This is a genomic window from Rhodopirellula sp. UBA1907 (assembly GCF_002337565.1).
Taxonomy (GTDB): domain Bacteria; phylum Planctomycetota; class Planctomycetia; order Pirellulales; family Pirellulaceae; genus Rhodopirellula; species Rhodopirellula europaea.
Genome location: NZ_DDGH01000002.1, coordinates 99732 through 121767, shown reverse-complemented (window position 1 = coordinate 121767; position 22036 = coordinate 99732). Strand labels below are relative to the sequence as shown.

Here is a 22036-nt window from a genome sequence, read left to right as displayed (position 1 = left end):
CCTGTGCAGGCGTGCAGGCGAGGCGGCGGTTTGGCGGCAATGCGTCTCGCTCTTCTGGGTCACGTCGAAACGAAGATCGTCTGTCTCTAGCTTTCGATCAGCAGTGCCATTTTTGAAAATTTGCTCAGTGAGTCTTTTACGACCTCGTCTGCGATGGCGCGGCAGATATCTGCGTCGGTCACAGGCTCTCCGTTCTGGTGAGCGATCAGCAGTCCCTGGTCCATGAGTTCACAGACCTCGGTGACGAGGTGCTCGACGGTGATTGTGCCATCAAGCTTTAGAAGCAATCGCTTTTCGATGTCCGACAGATTGACAGTCTCGTGTCGCAAGTTTGTTACAAATCCTATTTGCCCAGCCATCGTCCGTGCTAAGTCTGTTGCTCGCGGCTGCTCAGGAGGGGTTGGCGAATACTGTGCAGGCTCGATTGATAGTTCTACGTGGCCTGTGGCATAGCAGCGTAATAGTGATTTGCCAAGCCGGTCGGCTTCTGAGCTGGAGCCAGTCGTATCGACAATGGAAGCCTGCTCGGCGATCAGTGATCTCGCAATCGCTACCAGTCGTCCAAACGAAATGTAGTTGGGCCAGATTGTTCCCAGGTGCGCCAGTGCCGCCTTGACGATAGGGTCGGTGGTTTTTGTGACTGATGCGCCCGACTCGAACGTTGCCGGGCTGTTGTCGCTCAGGCTGCGAATAGGCTCGGCGGGCTTTGTGTTCGAGCAAATGTGGAGCTCGCGAAGACGAGCTGGAGAAAGACCTCTGTCGATGGACACGCTATCTCTGCAGACAAGGGTTTGGCGAAACATGCGGTTGCGGACAAAGTCCATGTATTGTTCTTTTTCAACAATGTTTTCAGACAAATTGTTCAGCATGGATGCGACGCTCGGTGAAAAATTTTCGATTGCCATAACCGAGAAGTCCGCTTCGCCTAAGTACTGCAGCCCGGCCTTCTCTATTCGTTCGGCAAATTCTGAGAAGTAGATTGGCTCATTCACCTCCTCAAGATGCTCGTGGATCAGGTAGTAGTCCTCCTTGTCTTGCAGTTGCTCAAGTTCTGTGTTTAGGAGCATGCCATATGGGTTTCCATCGACCGGTACTGATTCCGCCAAAAAATTGAGAAGTGCTCTGGCTTTTCTGACTTGATCCTCCGGTTTGCCCGGCTTTCGAGTGTGATAGCTCATGATGTCGCGGATCATCCCCCGCATTCGCCAGCCAGGAAAAGTGTTGTAGCTGATATAGCCGATGCCTTGCGGAGTCAGCAGCTTTCCGCAGGCCTCTAAAAGTGCGGTCTGGGCGTCGTTTGGAATCCACGAAAATACACCGTGAGCGATGATGTAGTCGAAATCTTTCAGGTCTGCAGGGATCGATCTTACGTCGCAATGAACGAGTCTTGCATTTGATAGATTTGCTTCTTTGGCAATTTTTTGACCTGCACTAATTTGAGCGTTCGATAGATCAATTCCAACGAACTCGCTGTTTCTGAAGCGGTCGGCCATTGGCAAGAGGTTTCCACCTGATGCACACCCGATTTCGAGGACTCTACAGCTTGCAATGGAAGGGGATTCAATGCCGTATAGCTTCGCGATTGTAGCCAGGCGTTCGGGGTGGCTCTGGCGGAAAGGAAAGCTTTTGTATGGAACTCGGTCGTAGGGGGTTGCTGTTTCTGGTGCTGGGGCGTCGGTTTGTTCGAGAGGTTGCATTGTGTGGTTGCTTGGCTTGGGGATAAAGGGCCAGGATGGGATACCAGGAAACATCAGGGCTCGCTTGTCGGCGAGTGCAAACTAGTTCAGTTCGCTTTTTCGATTCATTTCCAATTCTCTAGAAGTATATCGTGGATGCGGCATGCGTTTTTGAGGTGGCGAGCAAGCCCGTTGCCGACTTTCGGGTTGCCGTTGTAGACAGTGTCGCCGACCGGTACTAGCGGCGATGAGAACTGTTGCTCGATGTAATCACCTTCTGGTAGGAAATACGGCGAGTATACAAAGGGGGGCTCTACTCTGCTGTTGCCAAGCGAGTCTCGGTTGTTGAGGAGCTCTAGTAATTCGACGGTTCTTTCGTCCGTTGATCGTTCAGGGTGCAAGAGCCTGCGCACTTCGGAGAGCGTTGTTGGTGACGTTACGTTCTTTTTGAAAAATATGTGTTCAGGGGGTGTCAAGCAAATGAAAACGAGGGCCTCGTTAAAGGGAGCCTGGAGATTGCCGGGCCAAATGTAGAATTTTGCATCGTCGTTGTGGTGATGGCACCAACTAGCTAATTCTTCGAAAATAGTAAATGGGATTCCGGTTATTTTGAGATTCGGGACAGCAATTGGTTGCCCTTGGACTAATGGTCGCAGATACCGGCCATGCCATATTGTTGCTATCTCAAGCTTGCTAGGTAAGTTGTGTGACGGAAGGCCGAACTTCCTAAAGCCTTGGTCGTAGTTGAGAGTGTTTTCAGCAATGAATGTTGGTCCAAGTTCGTTTGCAGATGAGTGGCTGATGCTCTGTTGTATTAGCCGGCCACCGGTCGCATCGAACGTGATGTCCCAGCTAGCTTGGCTTTCTCGCAGTATTTCGTCGCATTCACCGAAGAAGAATTCGACTCCAAGACACTTTGACGAAAGCAGCATTAGAGTTTCATAAATGTTCAGTGGCACGCCGATCATTCCATTTGTACCAACTCGCGAAATTAGTGTCGAAACGGTTGGGTCGATTAAGCCATTGAGCGTCTCCATCGGGATGTAGGTTAGCCATTTTCTTCCGTAAGGTTCTTTTATGTGCGGCGACGACGTTCGGTTTTCTATGACCAGTATGCGAGCACGGCTTCCGAAGCTGATCTTCAGGCTGTTCGCGAGCGTTAGTCCAACGCAGCCACCTCCTATGATGCAGACGTTTAGTTCAGGCTCTAACTCGTCGGTTGGTTCGAGATCCTGGGGCGTCCGCGCACGCGTTGAATCAAACAGGACAGCTGCCTCGCTTCCTCTGGCAACGAACTGCATTGATCTGAAGAGGTTCGTGGGGTCTGTTATCCCAATTAGCTCAGACAGAAGGTTGTATGGATTGCGCTGTTTGGATATTGCGCCCTGGGGACGCGTGTTGCCGGCCTTGCTGGCACTTTTAGGTGGTGGCCTAAGGTGGCTCGGCGTTGAGAATTTCGCCTCGAAAAGGCTGGAGTATAGCCATCCGGGAATAGCGTCGCCTGCAGTCGGCCGCTCGTTCCTGATTGCGGAAAGGCAGGCATTGATGAAGCTGTGCTTGTCCGATAGCGGCACTTGTTGGACGCATCTTCGTGCTCTTGCTCTGCAGTCTATCTGGCTGGGCGCGACCTTCAGGATCTGAGAATAAGACAACTTTGCATCTGAAAATTCTTTCTTGCCTAGAAGTTCATCTGCTAGTCGTCTTGAGTGCTCAATTGAATAGTGCATGTCGGTATTTGTTCATTCCGCTTGCGTGGATCGGCAAGGCTAGATGCGTTGGTTACGGAGGCCGGCGGTAAAACTGATTGCGATGTGCGCGAGGCAACACGCTGCATTGTAAGGGGTGGAGGGCAATGGGCCGGAAGTGGTCGCGCTTACGATCGCTCTAACCGCCCGGCCAATCAAGTACGCATAGCAATTGTCGGATTGTCCCGATTCGAGATGGCACGCTCCGTATTTGGAAAAGGGCTCGTGCTAAGTAGTCATTGTCGACGCTGCGATCAAAGGTGATGTGTTGTGCATTCGATTGAGGCTTTGCCCTTTTGTATCATCGGTGATGGTCGACGGAGCGGATGCAGCGAAGTCTCAGGGCCCGGTCTCGTTGATGTTGAGTATTCGCTAAGCGTTCAACTGGTCCAAGAGGTCTTCATACAGCGGTGTGATTGCCTGGCTCACTTCGGCGATGACCTTCGCGAGCAAACCGCGAGAAAGTTTCGAGTCGTAGACGTCCTGAAGGTATGTACGGATGGTCGCCAGCGAAGCATGGTAGGCTCCCTTAAGGAAGCCGATGATGCTGGACAGTTCGACGCCACACAGTCCGGCCCTGCGAATCTCCGGCGTGATCGTGCAGACGTGAGTCTTGTGGCAAGCGGCACAGTGACTGGGGAGCGATCGATGTTCGGTCGTTTCGGTTCAGCTAACGATTTCGATCTGTTGCACAGCCGAGACGGGGTGTTCGGTGTCGATTGTCAGCAGGCCGCCGCAACAAGTGTTGTTCGAAGGAATTCTGCGTGAGCCAATCCAGTTTTTCTTCGGTCACCACGGGTCGGATCATCCAATGATGGCCTTGCTGGCCGCCCATTTTGCGTTTGCCGGACGGCTTTCGAGGCCGGATAGGTTTGACGATGTCCGAGGATGGTGGCTTGGAGCTATTGGTCGAATTCTTGGTTGCAGCAGCAAAATTCCGCTCCAACCCCTCGAAGTGTGCTTGAAGATCAGCGATGGCCTTCTCCAGACGCTCGCAATTCGGACATCTGTTCCCATTGCTCGTGACGGACGATTCTAACCGACCACAAAAAATCCACGAGCATCAGTTTTGAAGCTGTGAGCAGCTACAGGGTCGAAAGCTCGTGCCCCTTAAACCGTTGCCTCCAACTACAAGTGGTTCTTCAATTTGGCTAAATGACGGGATGATGGTAAGCCCTGGGGCTCGATAGAGTGTCTGTCATTGCGATATTACGATTCGACAAACGCCAGGGAACTCGCCTGCGCGTGCACTTTATTCGACAGTGACGCCTTGAGAAGACGCCGTTTCTTTCGATGAAGCGGCGTTTTCTATTGGCAGTCACGTGTTTATTAAAGTGTGCCCGTTTATTGAAGTGTGCCCGCAATAACTCGGTCCTTAAATTCGCTAACGCGTGACCGCAAGCGAAGTTTATAATCAACGGAGGTCTTACCGTTGGATCGGTAGTTTGAATTACGATTCCTTTGAGTCTCGGCGTTCCGATTTGGGCCTAGGATTCTTGTGCCCCAGGAGTTTCAAATTGGTCGCAAGGAGCGAGGCAAACCAACGAGAAGCATTGTTCTTCGTTGGTTTGTGACCCTCTGCAATCTTTTGCCAATCAACGTTGGGGACTATGGGGCATCCGTTTCGCCCGTTGGTGGATCAGCCGGTGGTGGCACAACTGGTGCGCTGTCTTCAGGAGGAGGGACGATCGGAGGAGGGACGATCGGAGGAGGCACGATCGGAGGAGGCACGATCGGAGGAGGCACGATCGGAGGGGGCACGATCGGTGAGGGTGGACAGTATTCGGGTATCGGTATGTAAATCGGCGGTGGACAGTAGGATGGCGGTGGACACTGGCGTTGAGGGACATCGCAGCAACCGCCGCGCCCATGACCAATAAGAAAACCAAAGCACTTGGCTTGCGAGGCTTCGCCGCTCACCAGAACTATGGAAATAGCGGCGAGGAGGATTTTGGTGGAATGCAGCATTGTAAAAACCTACGAGCAGGAGAACTGATTGAAAGATGTACAGAGACTAGTTGGTTGGTACTATCGGTACGCCGTCTTCAGTTGGAGGCTGTCCTTTGTAGTAGTAGTGGATTCGCCAGACTTCACCGATGCCAGTCAAAGGTATGTGGACATCTTGAGTTGCTTGGGAAAAGTCATCACCCGTTGTTGTTTCACCTGGCTCATCGGCAGCGTAAGACTCAGCAGAGGGCAACGAGACCCGCGTCCCTCTGTTTAGGCCGCCCATGAACTCGGCGCTCACAATATGCGAGTTTTGCTTTGGGTATGCATGTATTTCTATGATCCCCACATCATTTCTTATCCCGAGGGATGTCGCGATGGATCCGCCCTTGTCAGCTAGTTGAAAGAACTTGCCCGCCCCTTGACTGCCGGTGCTGACCTGAAATCCGGTCACTTCGCGAACGGAGTGATCAGGATCGCCTGGACCGCTGTCCTTCAGTTGATTGCCTTGGAAGTATTTTCCGGGAGGACTTATTGCCCATTTGTAGCATTGATCCGGGTGACGAATTACTGGTCCAAATTCCTCTTTGTTGTTCACAAGACGGCCCGTCTTTTGATAAATCGAGTTGACTCCATCGACCAGAAGTGCAACCGCCCACTCCGTCGCGGGCGATGATGAAGTGGGGGGCTTGTTCTCAATTCTGACAGAGTATTTTTTGTGTCTATCTTCCGCTTTCAGCTCAAGGAAATACACTCTCTGCCAAGTGGTATTTTCTTCACCACGCACAAGCTCTCGTGGTTGTCCATTCACGATGACACTGACTTTGAAATTGCTTTGGTCTTGTTCAGACCCAAGCCCACCCAATTGCCCGAGTTCCCCCGGATCAACTCGATCATTGAGAGTTTTTGCGGTTCCGTCTGAGCTGTACGCCCGGATAGTCAATGGGACGCTCTCTCGGCCCGTGGAGACAAAGCTAGTGTAGTTTCTTGCATCAATCGAACCGAGGATGATCATGTCTACCGGTGGCGTTGCCATCGACATGATTTCCGCGATTCGGGTCGGAGAACCAGCAGACATTTCATCGACGACTGAGGATTCGAGGTTTGCGAAACGCGCCTTCAGCTGCGCCATTGAAAGCACATTGAATAGGTCTCCGGATGTTGCCGAGGCTTGTCTGTTCAGCGCATAGATCAATTCACCTTGAATGATCTTTCCCATGGAGCCGAAGGAAGGCGGCGCTGCTCCTTCCTCATTTCCGAACGCGAAAACGGCTACGTCAAATTTCGCATTGCCTTGCTTCGCTACGATGTAGTCTTTGAGGCCTGGCGCCGCTGCCTGGGCCATTTTGACGATCGACTTGGGATCGTTTTGACATTGCCCTTGAGTCGCGATGAGCAATGTCACCACCAACGCTAGGCCGAACCGAATTTTCCACGACATTTTTGTACCTCTTCGAAAAAGGCTGTGTTTTCCGTTGCCGGACTTCCACTCTTTTAGTGGCCCATGTGGTGAGGTGCAATACCCTGAACAGAAGGGTTGTAGCGGTGGGGCGACTTTGTTTTGAGGGCGGCGGGAAATGGGCGATGTCGATCACCGAGAAGGCTGGAGCGATCCTGATCGCCAACAATAATTCCCGGTACGCCGGGTGCCGAATGGAAGTGCCAGTTTGAAATTATCGCATCGAACCATGCCGGCATCATTCCAACGGGCCAGCGAGTGAGCTCTGTGTTCGTGTGTAACAGACACAGGTCAATTGGTGCGTTTTGTTTGACCTGGTTACGTCGTCCTTCTGTCTAGGTCGCAGTCGGTTAACGGTCTATGTTGATTTACTCGAAAAGGGCAAAGGTCTTCGTTCTTTCCAATGTTTGGTCGGTTGCCCCCGGGTCTTTGATCGAATCGCGTTCGAGCCTCTAGAGGTTTTGAAGCGTTTGCTGACACGCTCGGCATTCCGCGTCGATTCAGTCTTGCTTGGCGATCGCCTACTCACCTCACGTCTTGAACTACTCGCTCTCCACTGCCGGAACGGGCTCACGGGGCGATCCCAGGCAAACCGTGTGGTACGCACGACTGTTTTCAATATGGTCGAACTGATGACCAACCACACGCCAGTGTTTCCATCGAGCGAGAACACCTTCTTCCACCGCGTCCACGGCCGTGAGGTGATGCTTCGGATGTAGGCGAATCCGATGTGCCAGTTGCGATCCAACTAACCAGCATTTTGGCAGGCGTCTCAAACAGAGCGGACTGAATAGAAAGTAGCCAGCCAGAGTGTCGCGTTGAGGACGAGCAAAATTTGATGCACGGAACGTGCACGTTTTCCGGTGGATTCCTGGCAACCGGACGGGATTCCTGGAATCCGAATTCGCCTGAAACCCAGTGAATATGAGGGTTATCGGGTCGAGCGGCTCGACTGGGGGTGCAGGGACTTCGTGACCAACGCCTTCATCCACGCGTGGAGCTATCCACGAAAGCACCGTGGGGGTGCAAGAATTCTTCGTGTGGTGACAGATTTCGTCAAAAAACGCTAAGTGTCCACTGCGGAAAACACGTGGTTTCTCGATGGCGTGTTGCACGGAAATGTGCACGGAAAGGGTGTAAAACGGTGCCATTCCGTGCATTTCCTGGAACTAGAATCTGCGTAGAACCCCGTGAAAATGACGTTTCTGGGTCGTCTGACAAGCTTTGACATCGTGGAGGTCACAGATTCGAGTTCTGTATCGCCCACTCCCAAAAACCCCGCAATGCCTAGTGTTTTGCGGGGTTTTTTCGTGTCCGCATCGTTTTCAGCGTCGTCGTCGGTTGGGTCGGAAAACGATATCGGAGGGTCGAAATGCGGTCTCTGCCTGAATTCGGTGCAACCGCAGAATCGTTGGGCATCGATTGCGTCTCGATCGCTGGTTGCGAACGCGCAGTCGGATTGGGATGAGGCCGACTAACCGTGCGGCACTGTTGACGTGGCGTGGCGTGATGGGTGTAGACGTCACAGGCCCTGTGACGTCCCGCTTGGGCTTTTCGGTCGTTGGGAACCGATGCTAACGCGTGGCGGCTGATGGGGCGGGATGCTCTTTGGTTACGCTTCGGTACGCTCGACAGGGGCCGCCGAATTCAAAATTGATTGCGGTGCGAAGGCGAGACGGAACACGGCGGGGTTGCGAAGTCCGAGGGCAATCCAAGCGACGATTCCAACGATGATCGGGATGAAGAATGGTTCCTCCATTCGAACATGTGTTGCCGTTGCACCGCCCAAGTAGGCCGCCAGCAAGATGGCTCCGATGAACGATGTTCGCGGAATCAAGAACAGGACCGTGACGGTCACTTCCACGATGCCAATCCAGAACATCACATCCTCGCTCCATCCCATCTTCGCAAACATTTCGGATTTGCCTTCCCAAGTGGTGAGCTTCGCCGACGCACTTGCTCCGATCAGCATCAGGGCCAAGAGGCCGCTCAAGATCCAGCCGGCAATGGTCAACTTCTTGTTTGTGTTCATCTTCGTGTCGTTCGGTTTTGGAGGAAGGATTGCGTTTGAGCCTTGCTGGTTGGTAACCAGTGGCTGGCAACCATCAGTTGAATCGCGTGCACCAATCGATGTGTTTTAGATGTCGGCGACGGTTGATTGTCAGCTCACTCGGGTTTGCTTCGGGTCGCCGTGCCACTCACAAACGTGATCCACTTGCCGTCTTCGGCGAGTATTCGAGACTGGATGGAAAGTTCATTTTCGGATTTGAACTCGTAGATGTCTTCGAATTTTGTCGTTGTTCCATCCGACATGAAATTGGGACCCTCAGCCTCCAATGTGAGGACTTTACCGGTGGAATCGACCTGGCCTTCATAGTGCCACATCATGGAGGTCATCGAGTCGATCCAGGTACCCACGTACTTCTTCTTGGTCTCATCGAAACCAATCGTTTGAATGCCATTCATTGGCATTCCCGCGTAGTCGCCTTTCATGTTGTTGACCAACCAAAACCCGCCGAGCATGCGGGATGTTATGGTGCCTTCGCATTGAACTGGCGGTTGGTCCGGCCCCATGCTGGATTCTGATTGGGTCGTCCAATCGCCCGAGAATTGTTGCAGCCATTTATGTTCCTGAGTTGGTTCGGGCATCGCCGGTTGCTCTTGTGCGACCGCGTCGCCAACGAACAGCAATGCGAATGTCAGCGACAACAGCGGAAGAAGATTTTGCATGTTTCGATTCCTGGTCCGTGAAGGGGTTTGGTAGCTGCGTTTTATTCTGGTCGAAAGCGAAGGTGCGGGATCGACAAAACGCCAGAAGATTTTCCAGATTGACTTGGGCATCGCGAATGATCACCCTGTTATGCAATCAAATTGTTGCATGTTGAGGTCTGGATGAGCAAGGGGGAACGAGATGACGGAAACGACCGACCGGATTGAAAAACAAATTGAAATCAACGCACCCGTTTCGCGGGTTTGGAGAGCCATCACTGACCACCGAGAGTTTGGTGAGTGGTTTCGAGTGAATTTGGATGGGCCGTTTGGGGTGGGCAAGACGACTTGTGGTGCGATCACCTATCCCGGCTATGAGCACGTGACCATGGAAGTGATTGTGGAGGCGATCGAACCGGAGCGACGCTTCGCGTTTTGGTGGCGTCCCTATGCAATCGATCCGAAGGTTGATTACTCCACCGAGCCTCGCACATTGGTGGAGTTCATCTTGGAGGCGGTCGAGCCAGGGACACTGGTTCGCGTCACGGAGTCCGGTTTTGATGGAATCCCCGACCATCGTCGTGACGAAGCATTTCGTATGAACGATGGTGGTTGGGCAGCGCAGGTTGTGAACCTTCAGAACTATGTCCAAGACAACCTCTGATTCATCGAAGAAGATCGACACGCGACGTCATGCGATGATGTTCGCTGCGCTGGGAGACGACACAAGATTGAAGATCTTGGTGAAGTTGCGTTCGGGAACGCCACAGTCGATCAAGCAATTGTCAGCGGACTTGCCTGTGACCCGGCAAGCGGTGACGAGGCATCTGCGTGTGCTTGAAGAAGCCAACTTTGTCGCTCAAGAAATCCACGGTCGAGAACGTCGGTTTGTGGCTTGTTCAGAAGCGATCAGCGAAGCGCACGATGTGTTGAATGTGATTGCTCAACAATGGGAGGATGCGTTGGTGCGTTTGAAATCGTTTGCTGAGCGGAAGTAGTTTCGCGACGCGAGATGTCGAGTCAGGTGTTGGTCGGTCTTGCTAACGCGGCGGTTGTGATGCTCATAAACGTTTCAGGACCTGTGACGTCGGTTGTCTGGCGGCGTTGCTCGAGAAGTTCTCGTCCATTGGGAACCGGACGCTAACGCGTTGCGGCTGAAGTGAGTGGGGTGCGTTGACTGTAGACGTTACAGGCCCCTGTGGCGTCGGTAAATCGCGTTTCGGTATGTGATGTGCATGGGTGGTTGCTGTCGCTCAGCCAACCCGTACCGGAAATTTGATCCATGCAAGTCCTGACCACCCAGTGCCCTTATTGCCAGCACGAAGTCGATAGCACGATCGAGCATCTTGATGGACCGGTTGTTTGTCCCAGTTGCGAAAAGCCGTTCGAGATGGAGATGCCGACTGCTGTGGTCACCTCGGTTCACGAGGTCGACGAAAAAACGGCTCACCAAAGCAAGATGGCATCTGAACCGGCAGAACGCACGCTGGTCGAAGTTCATCCGGTCGTCTTTCGGGCCCGCCCCATCACAAGCATCGGCCTTGCTGTCGTTGGCATTGCCGCGGCCGCACTGATCATCATGTCGATCACCGGCATATCATTGGCCGGTTATTCGCTCGGCGAAACGATGGTGCTCGGTCCGGCCTCAATCGTGGTTTGGTTGGGGACGGTCGCCTTGCTGGTGATTGCGGGCATGATTGGCTATTGGACGTTGTTGAGTCGCTTCACCACGTTGACCGTCACCGACGACCGCACGATCTATCGCGAAGGCATCGTCTCGCGGGACACTTCGGAAGTGCAGCACGACGACGTCCGTAACATTCAGCTCGATCAATCGTTCGTTCAGCGGTTGCTCAACGTGGGTGGCATCGGCATTTCCAGTTCCGGCCAAGATGACTTGGAAGTCGTCGCCAAAGGTCTGCCTCATCCGAAGCGAATCATTGACCTCATTCGCGAAAATCAAGATTGAGTTTTCGTGGTGAAGTTTGTCGCTTCGGAATATCGGTGGGTTTGTGGCACACGCCGTCAGAAACACCGGCGCACCGTTTGCGGCCCAGGACGTGTCGAACCTCCGAATCCCCGAACATAGGCCCGTCATGATCTTTCCCAAACAAAGTCTCGTGGTGTCTCTCATCGCCACGTTTCTGATTTGCTCCCCATCGTTTGCTGGTTCATCCTCACCAAGTGCCGATGACGTCCGGTCTGCCATCGAGGCTGATCTCGAAGACGCTGAACGTCTCAGCCAAAATGAAATCGACGTGGCCATTGATTCCGGCATCGTCACTCTGACCGGCACCGTCCTCAGTCTTCAAGACCGCCAGATTGCTGCTTCGATCGCGAAGCGTACTCGCGGCGTGGTCGCAGTCCAAAACCGCATTCTCGTTGAGCGGTCGTCACGTTCTGATTCTGAGATTCAATCCGATGTGGAAAAGGTGTTGCAGATCAATCAAAGTGTCGAGCATCCTCCGATCACGACGGAAGTATCTGGCGGAACGGTATCGCTTCTTGGCAAAGTTGACTCATTGGCTCAGAAGCGAATTGCTGAGTTCGCCGCCGCTGGTGTCCGAGGTGTTTCCGAAGTCGACAACCAAATCACCGTCCGAATGTCCAGCGATCGCACCGATGAAGAGTTGCGAGCGGAGATCAGTGCGTTGATCGTTCAGTCGGTCTACTTTGACAATGCCGACATTGACGTTCAGGTCGAAGAACATGCTGCAAAGCTGAGCGGTGCGGTGGGATCGGTTGCGGCCAAGGAGCGATTGGAACAAATCGCTGAGATCTGGGGCGTTGCGACCGTCGATGTCACTGGCGTCGAGGTCAATCCTGACAAACTCGACGATTTACTTCGCAAGCAACGCTACGCTGACGTCAATGACGAAAGCATCAACAATGCGATACGCCGTTCATTTGAAGCCGACCCGTATGTCTTTTCGCGTGCCGAGGAGATTGACGTTGTTGTCAACCAAGCGAAAGTTCAACTGAACGGCGTGGTTGATCGTAGCTTCATCCGAACGCGAGCTGGTCAATTGGTGCGCAACGTTGTTGGCGTCCGTCGCATTGCCAACCAGTTGGACGTTGAATACCCAGACGAGAAACCGTCTGACGCAACAATCATCGAAGAAACTCAACAAGCTCTCGCCCGCAGCGGGTATCTCGACCGCCGCGAAATTCGCGTTCATTGTGACCGAGCACATGTCAGTCTGTATGGCTTGGTGGATTCAGAGTTGGAGAAGCGTGTGGCTCACGCGATTGCTGACGGGGTGGCGGGAGTCGTCCACGTCAATAACTCACTCGCGGTCGAAGCCGAGCCATCGGGTAAAAGCGATGAGCAGATCGAGAAAGATCTCAATCGCAAACTCAAGTACGCTTTGTTGAATCGCAGCAACCAAATCGATGTGGTCGTGGAAGACGGCGTGGCTATCCTGCGAGGCCATGTCGACACGTGGTTGCAGTGGCAGACCGCGATGAACTTGGCCGTCGAGGCCGGAGCTCATCATCCGCACAACATGATCAAAGTCCGCTATCACCCGCCCCATTTCGGCGAACAGTATTTCATCCCTCAGTGAGCTTCGTTTTTCTTCGGAGGGAACCGTGGCTAACGGGCTGCTGATTCAGTCGTATACCGAATGACAACAATTTGCCGATGGGCGTCAGTCCCGGTTGACGTCTGATTGATCGTCGCGAACGCGGTGAATCTTGTTTGCAATGGCGTCGTTCCATCAGCCGTGAGGGATCAGGCCAGCTGGCCAGCGGACTTCGTCAATGCGTGCGGCTGGTTCCGGTTGGTTGGCATCGTGTCGCTAATCGGCAATGCCGTTGAATCGGGCGAGCAATTGATCGCGGTTCAGGTGTTTCCAAGCCGGGTGTTGTTGGTCGAGGTTTGGGAAACGTTTGCGCAGTTCAGAAAGGTTGATGGTGTCTTTTAGCGTTTGCTGGGATCCGTCTACCTTTCCATTGCCCCGGTTGGCATTGAACCGCACGAGTGCGTCGTTTTGGATGCGGGCTGCCAAGGCACCATCGTCGGAAACCATCACGTTGTGTTGGATTTGAATCAGACCGCTGAGTTGATTTGCACCGGAACTGTCGCGCGGATGAATGATCCGTATCGGTGCCGCCTTTCCGAGGGCTAGGAGAACGTTGCCGTTGATTTCCAGGTTGCCGACGACGGCTTCCTGGTGGTTGCGGCTGTACAGGCAATGTCCTCTGCACGCGACCCAGTTGTTTCGCACGATGCAATCAGCCGCGACTTGCATTGCGCTGTCGTTGGACTCCCAGATGACATTCGAATCGACGCGATTGACCGGTTGTCCTGCGGTGCCGTAGATAGTGATCGCTGGATAGTTTGTGTTGTGGATGACGTTCCGTGCGACCAAGTTGGCATAGCTGCCTTGTTTGACTTCGATGCCATCGCCCTGACTGATGTTTGGGCCGTTTAGATGATGGATGTAGTTGTCCGTGACTTCTGAATCATGAAAGACAGCCTCGCCGTTGTTGGCTCCCAGATAGAACGCTTCGCCATGTCCGCTGGTGTGATGGACATGGTTGCGGCGAAAAGTCATCCCGCGGTAGTCGTCACCGGGATGGTTGCAGGTGACGGCGACGCCGCCGATATGGTGAATATGAAGTCCTTCGAGCGTGATCGATTCTGCACGGTGCGAGTCCGAACTTTGGATCCGGATTGCCGCCGCACCGCCCGTGATTTCGAAACCTTCCAGCGTCAGGTGCTGGGTTCCTTCCAGGTTAAAAGTGTTCTGCTTCGCATCGGGCCTGCGAAAGATCACTTTGGCTCCGTCATCCGCTCGGATCACAATGGGTTGCTCTGCGGTTCCCCGGTGAGACATCACCAAGCGTCTTGGATCGGTGTAGATGCCATCGCTCAAGATCACAACGTCGGCGGGACGCAAAGAATCACCGCTCAGAAATTCAAACCAATTCTGTTCAGGGCCGATGCGGAATTGTTCGGCGGAGACCGGCGTCAACGTCCAGCTCGCCAGCAGCAACACGGCCAGCACCGAAAACACTTTCTTGCCTATTGTCATTGTCAGACTTCGCATGCAGTTCCAGCTCCTGAGAACGTCGAGCAATCCTTCAGTCCTTTGCTGTCCAGCTTAGGTCGCAAGCGAAGTTCGATGTAGCAACCGGACGCATTGGCTTCGCCGAACGCCGTGATTTGGCGTGGAAGGTTGCTCAATACTATATCCGATTGAGGGGCGCTCCGACCGGTCCGGAGCGAAACGACGCGCGTCTGGCGAACAAGCTAGGATCGTTTTAGAACGTATTGCTTCAACAAGTTCCACCAATGGATCGAGAGTTTGCCCGATACATTGCTGGTTGTCGAAACTTGTGTGATGACGTCGCCGTTGTGTTTGACCACAAGGTTTTGCTGAGTCGCTTGCGCGATTGCTACGAGTCTGGATCTGGATGCTCGGGCGTGCTTCAGCGAGAAGCGAGGGAGAGACCCACTGGATTCGATCAAAATTGTGTCGTTGTCAGTCGTGGACATCTCCACGACTTGAATGACGCGTGAATGATCGAAGCGTTCCATCTTCAAGTTGGCTTCGATCGAGACGGTTTGCATGGAATGGTGAGTCATTTGCTACCTGATAGGTCGCGAGTGCGAACCTTCAGGAGGCCGTTGAGCTTCCAGTGTGCATGTTCCACGCCTGCATCACCCGTCTTGGCAGGCACAAAGACTTCCATGTTTTCAAAGTCGTAGGAGATCTCTGCATTCCGGCCGGTCAACGCATCATAGAGTCCGGCAGCCAGCTCTGGCCAAGTGTGTGTTCCTTGTTTGTCAGTCATCGCATTCCTCGTCGTCTTTTGAGTGTGGTGATTTCTAATCCGACGAACTTTAGAACAGCGGCAAGCTGATCGTTAGAAGTTGTTGCAAACGTTGAACGACCTTCACACAGGGTCACGCTATTAGCGGTGACAGACGGACTTGCCGTGCTTGTATCCTCCTTGGTCTTTTCATGTGGCCGCATTGGTGACCCGACCCAAAAGGTCCTTAGCAAACTGTTGAATAAGGGATCAAAAGTGAAACATGAGCCGCAAAAATTGTCACGAGCCGAAATCGATCGGGTCATCATGATGGCTTGGGAAGATCGAACGAGCTTTGATGCCATCCGAACACAGTTTTCTCTTTCGCATGGCGACGTCATTGAGCTGATGCGTAAAGAGATGAAGCCCAGCTCATTTCGTATGTGGAGAAGGCGGACTGCAGGGCGGTTAACGAAACACGAGGCGGCGTTTTCAAGTCAACAAGACGAGAATCGCTGTCGCCGCTTTCGCGCCAAGTCGCAGCGAGGTTAGTCATCGGAGGTTAGTCATCGCTCGAGCCCGCAAGCGATATCGATCGGTTTGATTCGAATGCCAGACTGCCGACCATTCTGCTCTGGTGTCCGGCAATTTGTCCATGTGCTTGGTCGCCGCTCAAAGCAAGCCAACCAAATGGGAGCGTCAACCATTTTGACGGTCGCGGTCACGAACTGATTCTTGACATGAAACGAAGCCGAACTGACTACCCAAGCGTCCAGCCAAGTTTGACTTCAGTGAAAACCTTTTCACGCCCTGTTGAAGTATTTCAGTGTTTGTAGGTGGGCACTTAGAACATCGACGCCGCAATTTCGGCTTCACACCGGTTTGGTGGCGGTGACGCTGCGTCTGGCTTGGCCTGAACCAGACGACGGCGCAGTCAAGAAGGCAGCTCGAACGCCGCCTCGTAACCGAGGGTTAAGGCGGTTCAATTGCTCATCGGTCGAGCTCGTCTCGTTCCGTTTCAATCTGTCCGCTTCGCTGGAATCGCCTCGCGAGCAACCAACACGAAAGCGCCCACGTCAAACCAGCGATCCAGCCAGCCAGAACGTCGGTCGGATAGTGGACACCCAGGTAGACGCGGCTGACTCCGACGATCAACGTCAGCATGCACGCAACCGCGAGAGTGTAGATTCGCAAAGTTTGACGAGGCAGAACGCTCGCGAGCAGAGAGCCGAGCGTGAGATAAACGACCGCCGATAGCATGGAGTGGCCACTAGGAAAACTGCTCGTGTGGACAATCGACAGATGAGGAACCATGTCCGGACGCGGACGATCAAACAGATGCTTCAGTGAGAGGCTGATGATCAGACCGCCAAGGGTGGAGGCGATCAGAAAGACCGTCATGTGTCGCTTGCGATCAAGCCAAAGGTAACCGGCAATCACGATGGTGAAGAGCGACAAGGCGCCGATGCCACCCAACGCGGTCGCGTCACGCCCCATCTCTTGCAAGAACGGAGGCCCGATTGGCTGGGCCGGGTTGTCCGGTTGTCGCATCGCTCGCACTGCCCATTCGTCGAACGCTTTTGTTTCGCCTTCGATCACCTCGCCCGCGATTTGGGTGAACATCCAAATGCCGCCCACGACCAGCAACACGACGACCAACAGGATCGGCTCACGTCCGCGTAGCCAACGAAGTGACTGCGACAACGTCGTGTAGGCTTTCGTGCCAATTGTCTTCATGACGAATCTATTGCAGGTGGGATGTGTGTCGCGTCGGCAAAGAAGGACGGATCGCTTGCGGCGAGACTCATACTTTGCAGCAGATTGTCTCCATGACCAAGTCCCGGCGTTGAAAGATGTCCGTGAGTTATCGGGGACTGAGTTGATCTTTCCCGAGTGACAATCGCGAACGCAACTCGCAGGCCAGGCTGAATCAATCCGCCGGTGATGAAACATGCACCTTGACGTGAACAATCAATTGTGTACCTTTGGGTAAATGTATCGCGACGACGTTTTCTCTGTCGTCCGAAAATTCCCCACCGCTAGCGTTCCTCTATGAAGGCCCCGCCCATGCTGAGCGAGAAAACGATCCGAATTGTCAAGGAAATTACACCCGTGGTCGCTGCGAATGCGGAAACGATCACGCGCAGGTTTTACGAACGGATGTTCGAAGCCAATCCGGAGGTGAAGGCATTTTTCAATCAAGCTCACCAGCATTCCGGCGGACAACAAAAGGCACTCGCCGGTGCGATCTGTGCCTACTTCAGCCACATCGACAATCCCGCCGTATTGATGCCGGCCGTTGAATTGATCGCGCAAAAGCATGTCTCATTGGGCATCAAACCCGAGCACTACCCGATCGTTGGCAGCAACTTGCTGGCAGCGATTGGCGATGTGATGGGGGATGCGGCGACACCGGAAATTGTTGAGGCCGTTTCGGAAGCGTACGGGTTCTTGGCGGACATCTTCATCGGTCGTGAAGGTGCGATCTACGAAGAGCAAGCTTCCGTTCCGGGCGGTTGGAATGGAACGCGAACGTTTGTTGTGGCGAAGAAGGTTCCCGAGAGCGACATCGTGACATCGTTCTATCTCAAACCCGAAGACGAAGGCCCGCTGCCACCGTTCAAGCCCGGTCAATACATCACCGTCCACATTGATCACCCGCGCACGCCCACTTCCCCACGCAACTACAGCCTGTCGGATTGTGCCAGCCAACCGCACTACCGAATCAGTGTCAAACGTGAAGAACGACTTGTCGCGGATGCACCCGATGGTTTGATATCCAATCATTTGCATGACGATATCGAAGAAGGCCACCACATCGAACTCGGCCCGCCGTGTGGCGAGTTCACGGTCGATCCAGCCGCAGTCGCAAAACCAGTCGCGCTGATCGCGGGTGGCATCGGCGTGACGCCACTGTTGTCGATGGCCAAGTCAATCATTCACGCCAATCCCAACGCGGAGGTTCACTTCATTCAAGCGGCTCGGAACAGCAAGGTGCACGCATTCGCAGACGAGCTTCGCGGTCTGGCACAAGCCGGACCCAACGTCCACACCAAGGTCATCTACGACTCGCCACTTCCCGGCGACATGGAAAATGGCAAGTGCGACGAAACCGGATTCGTCACGACCGAGTTGATGCGAGAGTGGACGCCATTTGCCGAGGCGGATTTTTACTTTTGCGGTCCCAAGCCGTTCATGAAAAACGTCCATGCTTGTTTGAGAGAGCTTGGTGTCGACGAACACCGCGTTCGGTACGAGTTCTTTGGGCCAAAAGAGGAGTTGGTCGCGGTGTGATGCTATCGCGAGCTTTCGATTTCAGCACCCGCGTCGTGGACTCGTTCACGCAAATCGTTTGCTGCCATGGCAACCAATTGTTCCTCTCCATTTTGTAGGTGATTTCATGAGCGACTTGTTTACAACCTATGCCGATCTGGCCGCTGAGATCGATATTCAGAAGGACGGAACGATCAGCAAGACTCTTTACCAAGATGACTCGCTGAAGATCGTCTTGTTCGGGTTCGATGCCGGGCAAGAGCTGTCCGAACACACCGCGGCTGTTCCGGCGATGCTGCAATTTTTGGACGGGGATGCAACCGTGACGCTGGGTGACAAAACGATTGATGCTGCGGCAAACACGTTCGTTCATATGGCAGCGAAACTGCCGCATAGCATCTCGGCGAACGAGCCCACCAGAATGTTGTTGCTGCTTCTCAAGGGAGCGAAGGCGAATGGCTGACTGGACGGCGTTGGGTTGGTTGTTTGGAGGTTTGGTCTGGTTCGTTTCGTAAAATCCGGTGCTAGCCCACAAACGGCTAAGATGCTGGGGACGTGGCTTTTGGGGATCGACGTTTTGGTCGAATCAGTTCGATCCATTTTTCTCGCGATTGAGAGTGTCCCTTGATGACGGAACCAAGCAGTGTCATCCAGCAACCGATCATCGGTTATCACCGCGATGAAGAGGGGCATTGGGTTGCGCAGTTGGCTTGTGGACACAACCAGCATGTCCGCCATGACCCGCCGCTGGTTCGGCGTGAATGGGTGACAACATCCGCCGGTCGCGAATCAATGCTCGGCTTTCACCTCGGATGCAAGAAATGCACTGAGGGAGCCGCTGCGGACGATCGGCCGTTTGTTCCCGGGAACGGTGAATGAAATGGTTCTAGATCTTGGTCAGGCTGGTCGGGAACGACGTGGATCATGAGCTGGCTCTTCGAATCTTGATCGCTGTCGCAATGCCTACAACCCACAGAACCGAAACGGTTCCGCAGTGGAGCCAGGCGTGAGCGTCGTCTTTGACGGTCTATCAACTCATTTCGACCTGCTCTCCAGAAAATGAGATCTAGGTTTTCTCGGGGATTGGTTGGGAAGTCAGTGTCGAGAGTGTGCTTACAGAACGGCTCGCTGCGTGGCTTTCAAGGAACGTGCCTCACGCTGCCGTCCGGTCCGTCGCATTCATCCGTGGGAAACCTGCATGTTCATTCTGACTCTCGTTTTGGGCTTCGTTGCCCTGATCGCCCTGGCCATGCCGGATCTGGTGTTGCTCGGTCTGTTCCTGATCGTGCCGGGCATCATTCTCATGGTTGCTCCGACCGCTTTTGTGTACATGGCTTCTGCGACAGCGATTCGCTCGCTTCTGCCAGGACACACCGGAATCAAGGCGACCGTGTTTGCGTTCTGCGCCACTGGACTACTCGCATTTTTAGTCGCCAGTCCATTTCACTGGATGGGTGAGCGGGAGTATCGAGCTTCGATCCAAGAGGACGTGGATTGTGTGGAACCATTGAAATTGGTCGGGAACATTCGTCTGGAACGTCGCGACATTTTGCAATGGAAACGAGGGCAAGCCGAACAATGCGATGAACTGTGTGCGGCATTGTTGCTCACACCGGGCGTCGAAAGTGTCACGCTGGCCAGTGGGCCGGATTGTCAACACGAAACAACATGGAAACTGGTGCCGCGAGGCAGTGTTCCCAACATGGGGCTTGCACCGACCGATCCGGAGCGGATCTTCAAGCACTATCCTGACGAAGAGAATGCTCATCGGCCCAGTGGAATGCAGGTCCACAAGTTTCATCAGGCGAGACGGGAGCGGCTCGCGGCCGAGTGGAATCTTCGACTCGCGACACGGCAAACTTTGGTGGCCAGCAAAGCGGCCATGACTCCAGACATGACCATCGTCATCACTGGCTCGAAGCAGAAATCGAAGCCTGTGGTTGAGCGTGTTGAAGTGTTGGGGCAAACAGGTCACGCTCTCTTTCGCCGGTCGTTGGTTGAGCATGAGGTCGTCAACACGCCGCCGTACATTGCGTTTCATCCAAGCATGAGCAACTCTCGATTCGCGATTGGTCGGACCAAGTATTCAACTGGTAATCAACGCGAAAGATTCGACCCGATTGCGGAACTAATGAAGAGCGTCGAAGGTCTCTGCCAGACACCGTCCGATGATGCACCTCGTTTGGTAATGCAACTTCTTGTTGATGCACTGGACAATCACGCGAGCAATGCGGATGAACTTGAACTAGCTGTCCCGTGGATCGTCGGGTTGGGATTTCAAACGCCCTCCGATGAAGACGCCGAGATCGTTCACCGCATCGTAGCTGACCTTCGTGTTTCCAACGTGGGGAAAGCCCTGCGTCGTATCTATCCAAAGACAATCCCGCCGCGTTACCGAACCAGTCTGGTGACGCGGATCATCGCTCAGCAGACCGATGCGGAAGATAGGACGTACTTCGCCTCGCTGTTGAGCAAAATGCCGGCGGGCACGTTTGCTGAAATGACTGCGGAAGAGTGGCAGATTATCAACGACCCGATGCTGCGCGGCGATTCCGCTGCCTTCATCGAACGGTTGGCTGATCTAGGGAAACCGGGAGTTCAGCCCATCCTGGAGATCCTCCGGCATTCGGTGCAAACGATTCCTGAATGGCACAAACGAAGGCAGGTGGTCCTGGCTGTTTGCCGCGGTCTGGCGAGATTAGGGCCGGACGCCAGCGAAGCCCTGCCGTTGGTTCAATCGTACTTTGAGCAGAAGCGTTGCCCGATCACCAACAGTGCGAACGACGCTCTTGCGTGGCGGATCGCGATGGCTCGGATGGGACTGCCGATCGAGAAGCTTCCTCACCCCTCGAGTTGGAAAGAACCCGCGATCGCAAAGATGAAGAGCCGGGTGAGTCGAAGAGTCGCGAAATACGATCCCGATGCTGGTTTGTAGCGACGGACGACTTTCTGCGTCCGATAAAGCAGCCGCGACGCTTGCGGTCTCTATCGCGTAAGAAACCCAGGGCCAAAGATCAAACTTGGATAGCGCCAGCAAATTGCGGGTTTCACTCAATCATTCACTCGCAACCGCTTCGTGGTATGCCGGTTGCAGCCCTGCCTCCTCACGGCAACGGGGCCGCAACTAACAATCCGACGGAGAAATTTGAATGAGTACCGCAACCGCATCGATGCAGGAATGCATCCAAAACTGTCAAGAATGCCAAACCATTTGCGCAAATACTTTGACCAGCCATTGCCTGGTCGAAGGTGGCGATCATGTCGAGCAAACACACGTCAAACTGATGCTTGATTGCATCGCTGCATGCAGTGCTTGCGTTGATTTCATGAGCCGCAACAGCGACAACCATTCGCTCTACTGCCGCGCGTGTGCCGAAATCTGCAAGGCGTGTGCGGAGAGCTGTGAAAAGGTCGGCGGAATGGAAAAGTGCGTTGAGTGCTGTCGCACGTGTGAACAAAGTTGTTCA

At 53.9% G+C, this 22036-nt stretch carries 21 protein-coding genes; 9 read left to right on the top strand and 12 right to left on the bottom strand.

Going from position 1 to position 22036, the window contains the following annotated elements; all coding sequences use genetic code 11:
• Positions 1-86: 86 nt before the first annotated feature.
• From B2R17_RS00735 to B2R17_RS00710, 6 genes are all read right to left on the bottom strand, one after another.
• Positions 87-1697 carry a methyltransferase regulatory domain-containing protein gene (locus tag B2R17_RS00735; protein ID WP_286762440.1) on the bottom strand — a complete coding sequence of 537 codons (1611 nt, stop codon included), beginning with the start codon at positions 1695-1697 and terminating at the stop codon, positions 87-89.
• Positions 1698-1801: 104 nt separating this feature from the next.
• Positions 1802-3403: a hypothetical protein gene (locus B2R17_RS00730; RefSeq protein ID WP_286762439.1), complete on the bottom strand. Its 1602-nt coding sequence runs from the start codon at positions 3401-3403 to the stop codon at positions 1802-1804.
• A 688-nt stretch (positions 3404-4091) separates the two neighbouring features.
• Positions 4092-4397: a DUF6444 domain-containing protein gene (locus B2R17_RS28240; protein ID WP_414707196.1), complete on the bottom strand. Its 306-nt coding sequence runs from the start codon at positions 4395-4397 to the stop codon at positions 4092-4094.
• Between the two features lie 1038 nt (positions 4398-5435).
• Positions 5436-6809 (bottom strand): hypothetical protein, encoded by a 1374-nt coding sequence (locus B2R17_RS00720; RefSeq protein ID WP_286762438.1) that lies wholly within the window; start codon positions 6807-6809, stop codon positions 5436-5438.
• Positions 6810-8439: 1630 nt separating this feature from the next.
• Positions 8440-8859 (bottom strand): DoxX family protein, encoded by a 420-nt coding sequence (locus B2R17_RS00715; RefSeq protein WP_286762437.1) that lies wholly within the window; start codon positions 8857-8859, stop codon positions 8440-8442.
• Between the two features lie 134 nt (positions 8860-8993).
• The gene (locus tag B2R17_RS00710) at positions 8994-9557 is read right to left on the bottom strand and encodes a DUF1579 domain-containing protein (protein WP_286762436.1); all 564 of its coding nucleotides are present in this window, start codon (positions 9555-9557) and stop codon (positions 8994-8996) included.
• 181 nt (positions 9558-9738) lie between these two features.
• Here B2R17_RS00710 and B2R17_RS00705 point away from each other — a divergent pair, with 181 nt between their 5' ends.
• From B2R17_RS00705 to B2R17_RS00690, 4 genes are all read left to right on the top strand, one after another.
• On the top strand, positions 9739-10200 hold the full coding sequence (locus B2R17_RS00705; protein WP_286762435.1) for an SRPBCC family protein: 462 nt from the start codon (positions 9739-9741) through the stop codon (positions 10198-10200).
• A complete protein-coding gene (locus B2R17_RS00700; protein ID WP_008666368.1) occupies positions 10181-10534 on the top strand; it encodes an ArsR/SmtB family transcription factor in 354 nt (117 codons plus the stop codon). Before B2R17_RS00705 ends, B2R17_RS00700 begins: the two co-directional genes overlap by 20 nt.
• A gap of 284 nt (positions 10535-10818) precedes the next feature.
• Complete coding sequence (locus tag B2R17_RS00695) at positions 10819-11505, top strand: PH domain-containing protein (protein WP_286762434.1); 687 nt, start codon at positions 10819-10821, stop codon at positions 11503-11505.
• Positions 11506-11632: 127 nt separating this feature from the next.
• Positions 11633-13102 (top strand): BON domain-containing protein, encoded by a 1470-nt coding sequence (locus B2R17_RS00690; RefSeq protein WP_286762433.1) that lies wholly within the window; start codon positions 11633-11635, stop codon positions 13100-13102.
• 234 nt (positions 13103-13336) lie between these two features.
• On the opposite strand, the gene B2R17_RS00685 is transcribed toward B2R17_RS00690, so the two are convergent.
• From B2R17_RS00685 to B2R17_RS00670, 4 genes are all read right to left on the bottom strand, one after another.
• Positions 13337-14590 (bottom strand): right-handed parallel beta-helix repeat-containing protein, encoded by a 1254-nt coding sequence (locus B2R17_RS00685; RefSeq protein ID WP_286762432.1) that lies wholly within the window; start codon positions 14588-14590, stop codon positions 13337-13339.
• Positions 14578-14727, bottom strand: a complete 150-nt coding sequence (locus B2R17_RS00680) for a hypothetical protein (RefSeq protein ID WP_286762431.1) — start codon at positions 14725-14727, stop codon at positions 14578-14580. Before B2R17_RS00680 ends, B2R17_RS00685 begins: the two co-directional genes overlap by 13 nt.
• Positions 14728-14793: 66 nt before the next feature.
• Complete coding sequence (locus B2R17_RS00675) at positions 14794-15129, bottom strand: hypothetical protein (RefSeq protein WP_286762430.1); 336 nt, start codon at positions 15127-15129, stop codon at positions 14794-14796.
• Complete coding sequence (locus B2R17_RS00670) at positions 15126-15338, bottom strand: hypothetical protein (protein ID WP_286762429.1); 213 nt, start codon at positions 15336-15338, stop codon at positions 15126-15128. Before B2R17_RS00670 ends, B2R17_RS00675 begins: the two co-directional genes overlap by 4 nt.
• A 126-nt stretch (positions 15339-15464) precedes the next feature.
• Between B2R17_RS00670 and B2R17_RS00665 the strand changes: the two genes are divergently transcribed.
• A complete protein-coding gene (locus tag B2R17_RS00665) occupies positions 15465-15848 on the top strand; it encodes a TIGR03643 family protein (protein WP_349676974.1) in 384 nt (127 codons plus the stop codon).
• 438 nt (positions 15849-16286) lie between these two features.
• Here the strand turns inward: B2R17_RS00665 and B2R17_RS00660 are convergent, their stop codons facing one another.
• Positions 16287-17033, bottom strand: a complete 747-nt coding sequence (locus B2R17_RS00660) for a phosphatase PAP2 family protein (RefSeq protein WP_286762428.1) — start codon at positions 17031-17033, stop codon at positions 16287-16289.
• 330 nt (positions 17034-17363) lie between these two features.
• Here B2R17_RS00660 and hmpA point away from each other — a divergent pair, with 330 nt between their 5' ends.
• The 4 genes from hmpA to B2R17_RS00640 all read left to right on the top strand — a co-directional run bounded on the left by hmpA (position 17364) and on the right by B2R17_RS00640 (position 21504).
• Complete coding sequence (gene hmpA, locus B2R17_RS00655) at positions 17364-18590, top strand: NO-inducible flavohemoprotein (RefSeq protein WP_286762427.1); 1227 nt, start codon at positions 17364-17366, stop codon at positions 18588-18590.
• A 106-nt stretch (positions 18591-18696) separates the two neighbouring features.
• Complete coding sequence (locus B2R17_RS00650; RefSeq protein WP_286762426.1) at positions 18697-19032, top strand: cupin domain-containing protein; 336 nt, start codon at positions 18697-18699, stop codon at positions 19030-19032.
• A gap of 164 nt (positions 19033-19196) precedes the next feature.
• On the top strand, positions 19197-19448 hold the full coding sequence (locus B2R17_RS00645) for a DUF3565 domain-containing protein (RefSeq protein ID WP_286762489.1): 252 nt from the start codon (positions 19197-19199) through the stop codon (positions 19446-19448).
• Positions 19449-19767: 319 nt separating this feature from the next.
• Positions 19768-21504, top strand: coding sequence for a hypothetical protein (locus B2R17_RS00640; protein WP_286762425.1), 1737 nt, complete (start codon positions 19768-19770; stop codon positions 21502-21504).
• A 169-nt stretch (positions 21505-21673) separates the two neighbouring features.
• Here the strand turns inward: B2R17_RS00640 and B2R17_RS00635 are convergent, their stop codons facing one another.
• Positions 21674-22027: a hypothetical protein gene (locus B2R17_RS00635; RefSeq protein ID WP_286762424.1), complete on the bottom strand. Its 354-nt coding sequence runs from the start codon at positions 22025-22027 to the stop codon at positions 21674-21676.
• Positions 22028-22036: the final 9 nt, after the last annotated feature.

What these genes read in the sequence shown, in the direction of transcription:
- B2R17_RS00720 (WP_286762438.1), bottom strand. Translation starts at nt 6,809, where the DNA reads ATGTCGTGGAAAATTCGGTTCGGCCTAGCGTTGGTGGTGACATTGCTC.
- B2R17_RS00675 (WP_286762430.1), bottom strand. Translation starts at nt 15,129, where the DNA reads ATGACTCACCATTCCATGCAAACCGTCTCGATCGAAGCCAACTTGAAG.
- B2R17_RS00645 (WP_286762489.1), top strand. Translation starts at nt 19,197, where the DNA reads ATGACGGAACCAAGCAGTGTCATCCAGCAACCGATCATCGGTTATCAC.
- B2R17_RS00660 (WP_286762428.1), bottom strand. Translation starts at nt 17,033, where the DNA reads ATGAAGACAATTGGCACGAAAGCCTACACGACGTTGTCGCAGTCACTT.
- B2R17_RS00690 (WP_286762433.1), top strand. Translation starts at nt 11,633, where the DNA reads ATGATCTTTCCCAAACAAAGTCTCGTGGTGTCTCTCATCGCCACGTTT.
- B2R17_RS00735 (WP_286762440.1), bottom strand. Translation starts at nt 1,697, where the DNA reads ATGCAACCTCTCGAACAAACCGACGCCCCAGCACCAGAAACAGCAACC.
- B2R17_RS00685 (WP_286762432.1), bottom strand. Translation starts at nt 14,590, where the DNA reads ATGCGAAGTCTGACAATGACAATAGGCAAGAAAGTGTTTTCGGTGCTG.
- B2R17_RS00670 (WP_286762429.1), bottom strand. Translation starts at nt 15,338, where the DNA reads ATGACTGACAAACAAGGAACACACACTTGGCCAGAGCTGGCTGCCGGA.
- B2R17_RS00705 (WP_286762435.1), top strand. Translation starts at nt 9,739, where the DNA reads ATGACGGAAACGACCGACCGGATTGAAAAACAAATTGAAATCAACGCA.
- B2R17_RS00700 (WP_008666368.1), top strand. Translation starts at nt 10,181, where the DNA reads ATGTCCAAGACAACCTCTGATTCATCGAAGAAGATCGACACGCGACGT.
- B2R17_RS00715 (WP_286762437.1), bottom strand. Translation starts at nt 8,859, where the DNA reads ATGAACACAAACAAGAAGTTGACCATTGCCGGCTGGATCTTGAGCGGC.
- B2R17_RS00640 (WP_286762425.1), top strand. Translation starts at nt 19,768, where the DNA reads ATGTTCATTCTGACTCTCGTTTTGGGCTTCGTTGCCCTGATCGCCCTG.
- hmpA (WP_286762427.1), top strand. Translation starts at nt 17,364, where the DNA reads ATGCTGAGCGAGAAAACGATCCGAATTGTCAAGGAAATTACACCCGTG.
- B2R17_RS00695 (WP_286762434.1), top strand. Translation starts at nt 10,819, where the DNA reads ATGCAAGTCCTGACCACCCAGTGCCCTTATTGCCAGCACGAAGTCGAT.
- B2R17_RS00650 (WP_286762426.1), top strand. Translation starts at nt 18,697, where the DNA reads ATGAGCGACTTGTTTACAACCTATGCCGATCTGGCCGCTGAGATCGAT.
- B2R17_RS00710 (WP_286762436.1), bottom strand. Translation starts at nt 9,557, where the DNA reads ATGCAAAATCTTCTTCCGCTGTTGTCGCTGACATTCGCATTGCTGTTC.
- B2R17_RS00730 (WP_286762439.1), bottom strand. Translation starts at nt 3,403, where the DNA reads ATGCACTATTCAATTGAGCACTCAAGACGACTAGCAGATGAACTTCTA.